The organism is Streptomyces durocortorensis, from assembly GCF_016901035.1.
GTDB lineage: Bacteria > Actinomycetota > Actinomycetes > Streptomycetales > Streptomycetaceae > Streptomyces > Streptomyces durocortorensis.
Genome location: NZ_JAFEUF010000374.1, coordinates 1 through 4604, shown reverse-complemented (window position 1 = coordinate 4604; position 4604 = coordinate 1). Strand labels below are relative to the sequence as shown.

General features: G+C 70.4%; 4 protein-coding genes and 1 pseudogene. 4 read left to right on the top strand and 1 reads right to left on the bottom strand.

Annotated elements, in window-relative coordinates:
• The 4 genes from JS521_RS34015 to JS521_RS34000 all read left to right on the top strand — a co-directional run.
• A partial coding sequence (locus JS521_RS34015; RefSeq protein WP_205086742.1) for an alpha/beta hydrolase occupies positions 1-1352 on the top strand: 1352 nt, incomplete at its 5' end.
• Positions 1349-1990: a hypothetical protein gene (locus JS521_RS34010; RefSeq protein WP_205086741.1), complete on the top strand. Its 642-nt coding sequence runs from the start codon at positions 1349-1351 to the stop codon at positions 1988-1990. The genes JS521_RS34015 and JS521_RS34010, both read left to right, overlap by 4 nt.
• A gap of 151 nt (positions 1991-2141) precedes the next feature.
• Complete coding sequence (locus JS521_RS34005; protein WP_057664021.1) at positions 2142-3137, top strand: C40 family peptidase; 996 nt, start codon at positions 2142-2144, stop codon at positions 3135-3137.
• Positions 3138-3533: 396 nt separating this feature from the next.
• Positions 3534-4265 carry a phosphatase PAP2 family protein gene (locus JS521_RS34000; protein ID WP_205086740.1) on the top strand — a complete coding sequence of 244 codons (732 nt, stop codon included), beginning with the start codon at positions 3534-3536 and terminating at the stop codon, positions 4263-4265.
• A gap of 150 nt (positions 4266-4415) precedes the next feature.
• Here JS521_RS34000 and JS521_RS33995 read toward each other — a convergent pair.
• Positions 4416-4604: pseudogene (locus tag JS521_RS33995) on the bottom strand (hypothetical protein); the annotation flags it as partial.

Genomic DNA, 4604 nt, shown 5'->3' with positions numbered 1-4604 from the left:
GGGCGGTTCTGCGGCCGGGGGAGACCGGGCGGCGGATCGTCGACCAGTGGGGGCGCGACACCCGCGGCGCGGGCGAGAAGTGGGCGCGGGGCGACTACATCGGCGCGGCCTGGGACGGGAACAAGGCGGTCGGCGGTGCCGGCGCCGGGCTGGCGTTACCCGGTTCCGGGGCACGGGTCGAAGCCGAGGTGCGGGACGCCGAGCGTGCGCACCTCAGCGAGCGGATCCCGCAGAACGCCACGCCCGCCGGGCGCAAGGCCTGGTGGGACGGGCTCTCGCCGGAGGAGCGGGAGCGGTACATCGAGCTCGTCCCGGAGCGGATCGGCAACCTCGACGGCATCCCCGTCCTCGCCCGGGACGCCGCCAACCGCCGCAACCTCCCGGCGCTCGTCGACAAGCTGGAGGGCGTCGACACCGACAAGGCCCGCGACCAGTTGGCCGGCCTGCGCGAGATCGAACGGCAGTTGAACGAGAACGGGAAACCGCCCATGTATCTCATCGGGGTCGGGGACGAGGGGAATGGGCGGGCCATTGTCTCCTTCGGCAATCCTGATGCCTCGCAGCACGTGTCCGCCTATGTGCCGGGGCTCAACACCTCCCTCGACGAGGAGTTCGCCAAGAACGACCTCGGGCGGGCCCGGGACACCGCGATCGGGGCGCAGGGGTACGACGACTCCGCGGCGTCCATCGTCTGGCTCGGGTATGACGCGCCGCAGCTGCCGGACCAGGACGGGGCGGCGGGCTACTTCGCCGTCATGGGGACCGGACGGGCCGAGAAGGGCGGGGCGGCCTACCGCGACTTCATGGAAGGGATCTCCGTGACCAACCAGAACAAGGACCCGCATCTCACGGCCATCGGGCACTCCTACGGCTCCCGGACCGTGGGCGCGGCTGCGGCCCGCCCCGGGGGGATTCCCGGGGTCGACGACATCATCCTGGTCGGCAGCCCGGGGGTCGGCGTCGACCATGCCGTGGACCTCGGCGTGGGCACCGAGCACGTGTTCGTGGGGGCCGCCGCCAACGATCCGGTGACCAAGCTGCCCTCGAAGACCCAGGTCGTGGTGGGCGGGCTCGGGCTGGCCCTGGGTGGGCCCGGCGGGGCGTACGTCGCCGGCGATCTGGCCGATCCTGGTGACGACGACCTGTGGTTCGGGAAGGATCCCGCGAGCACGGCGTTCGGGGCCCGGCGATTCCCGGTGGCCGACGGGCCGCCCCTTGTCAGCGGGAGCGGCATCAGTCTGGACTCGCACTCGAACTACTTCAGCCCGGAACGCGACGCCGTGTCCGCGGACAGCATCGCCCTGATCGTGTCGGGCAACGCCGACCGGCTCAAGATGGAGGAACCGAAGTGAGGCGAGCGAAGCGGGCCCGGGCCCTGTCCCCCGTCGCGGTGGTCCTGGTCCTGGCCCTCGGGGTTCCGTTGGCCGCATGCGGGAGCGGGAACGGCTCGCGGGGGGACAACGTGAGCGCCGGGGACGACGTGAGCGCCGGGCAGGAGAGCGGGAGGACGAAGGAGAGCGGGAGGGCGATGGATATGCAGGAGGCTGCCGAGCAGTCCGACGCCATGCTGGACGCCGTCCTCAAGGGCATTGACCCCGATGTGCAGTGGGCCCACGGGCCCACCACCACCCGGGCCTGCGGGGTGACCCGCCGGCGGGCCGTCATGACCGTCGTCTCCGCCGAGCGCCGGCAGACCTTCCTGGACCGTGCGGAGACGTTCTGGCGGAAGAACGGCTACCGCATCAAGGCCGTCAACAAGGACGAGAAGTTCCCGGCCGTCTACGCGGTCACCAGGAGCGGCTTCGGTGTCAGCCTCTCCTTCCGGGGGAAGGGGCAGGCCTTCCTGGAGGCAGACAGCCCCTGCGTGGAGGAGTCGAAGGTCGCCGCCCCGACCGCCGAGCCCAACGGTCCCGCGTACAAGGACGTCTATCCGCTGCCCCGGCCTCATGTGCGTTCCGACTTCTGGTCGGGGGAGGGCGAGGGTGGCTGAGGACGCGTCAGCTCCGTTACGGGTGAGCCGTCGACGCCCCCGTGTGCTTCGGGTGCGCCGGTGGTGTGCCGCGGATGACTCGTACACACCGTCGAAAACACCTCTGAAGCGCGCCCCGATGGGGGATGGTTGAGCGGTGCGGAAATTCTGGGTGTTCGGTGGCATCGGCGTCGGCATGGTCATGTGCTTCCTGGCGCTGCTCGTCGTCGGTACGTACTCCGCCGCCGCCGGGCTCGCCGGGTCGGGGGGCGGCGGTGCCGTCGCGCTGGCCAAGGGGGCGGTTCCGGCGCGGTTCCAGCCGTTGGTGCAGAAGTGGGGCAACCTCTGCCCCGCCATCAACCCGGCCTTGCTGGCCGCGCAGTTGTACCAGGAGAGCGGCTGGAACCCGAGTGCGCAGAGCCACGCCGCCGCGCAGGGCATCGCCCAGTTCATCCCCGGCACCTGGGCCACGCACGGGATCGACGGCAACGGCGACGGCAAGCGGGACGTGTGGGATCCCGCCGACGCGATCCCCTCGGCCGCTTCGTACGACTGCGAGCTCGCCGGGTACGTGAAGAAGGTGCCGGGCGACCCCACGAGCAACATGCTCGCCGCCTACAACGCCGGCGCCTACGCGGTGATCAAGTACGGCGGCGTGCCTCCTTACAAGGAGACACAGAACTACGTCAAGATCATCCGTTCGCTGGAGAAGAGCTTCGCCCGGCCCGTGGGCCGGGTCGCGCCCTCCCGGCAGGCCGCCGGGGCAATCTACTTCGCCCAGAAGAAGCTCGGCACGCCGTATCTGTGGGGCGGCAACGGCACGCCCGAGCAGCAGGGGCGGTTCGACTGTTCCGGGCTGACCCAGGCCGCGTACCGGACTGTCGGGATCGAGCTGCCGCGCGTCGCCAACGACCAGTACAACGCGGGGCCGCATCCCTCGCGGGACGAGCTGCTCCCGGGGGATCTGGTGTTCTTCTCCGACGACCTCACCAACTCGCGCGCGATCCGGCACGTCGGGTTGTACGTCGGCGGCGGCTATATGATCAATGCGCCGTTCACCGGAGCGGTCATCCGGTTCGACAAGATCGATACGCCGGACTACTTCGGTGCGACCCGGGTCACCAAGGACGGCGCCGCCGCCCTTCCGACCGATCTGCCCACGGGGTGACGGAAGTCTCGCGGGCTTCCGGAGTGGCGAAGGGCGCTGACGGGCAGTCGGCCGTGGCCGGAACTCTCCGTGAAGCCTGGGCCCTGAGCTGCGACGACGAGTCACTCTTCGATAACGTCATGGTGATCATTCGGTGGAGAGCGGAACGCACGCGACGCCCGGGCCGTTCCCTGGACGGGGGACGGGAACGGCATACCCACTGACCATGCGTCGCAGGGATGGTGGTGCAGCACTTCGGTGCGGCACCGATGCAGTGCACCGACGTAGTGCAGAGATGCAGTGCGGCGATGCGGTCAGTGCGGTAACGGATCGCACCGGACACGGGGGTTCGACCACGGCGGCGGGCAAGGACGCGCGTCGCAGCAGAGAAGCAGACAAGGCAAGGGGCCGCAGCAGATGGCTGGACTCGAACTCGACGGGTCGAACCCGGACGTCAGTCTGCTCTACGACATCAACGGCCTCGCGAAGGCCGCTCCGACCTGGTTCGACCGGGTCATGGAGTTCGTCGGCGAGTACGGGATCATGTTCGGCCTCGTTCTGGTGGGCCTGTGGTGCTGGTGGAGCATGCGAGGACGCGGGACGGCCGAGGACTCGGTGACGGCTGCCGCCGCCATCGTCTGGGCGCCGCTCGCCGCCGCCATCGCGATCCTCATCAACATCCCGATCCGCGGCTTCGTCGAACGGCCACGTCCGTTCAACGACCATGACGGCCTTGAGGTCCTCATCCACGGCAAGACGGACTTCTCGTTCGTCAGCGACCACTCCACCCTGGCGATGGGCATCGCCGTCGGCATCTTCGTGGCGAACCGGAAGTTCGGCTTCGTCGCGATCGGCCTCGCGCTCTTCGCCGGTTTCAGCCGGATCTACATGGGCGTCCACTACCCGACCGACGTGATCGGCGGCTTCGCCCTCGGTACGGCCGTCACGCTGCTGCTGGCCCCGCTCGCCATGGCGCTGCTGACCCCGCTGATGGCGGCGGTCGCCCGTTCGCCGCGCGTCGGCTGGTTCGTCCGGTCGAAGAGCGCGGCCGTCGCGTACGCGGACGAGCGCGGCGAGGCGGTCGGCATCCCCGAGCCGCGGCCGGGGTCCGGACGGGGCGACCTGGGGGAGAAGGACCTGGCCGCCTGACGGTCCCCGGTCTTTCTCTTCCTTCCCTCCCTTCCCCCCTTTCTGTTCCCTCTCCTCGCTCCCCCAGGTGCTCGTGGCGCCTGGGGGTTCGTGCTGTACGGGTTCGGGTGCGGCGCGGCCGTCCGGCCGTCCGGTCGGTCGTGCGGCGGATCAGGGAGTGGCGAGGTGTTCCGCGGCGTCGGTACGGGCCCGGTCACGGGACCTGCGCGCCGGTCCGGCCCAGCCGCAGGTGCAGCGGGCCAGACAGAACGAGCCACGTTCGATCGTCGTCGCGTTGTGCCCGGCTGCCGGTGGGCCGGGAGGGGGAGCCTGCGGCGTCGGTTCCGAGAGGGCGGGAAG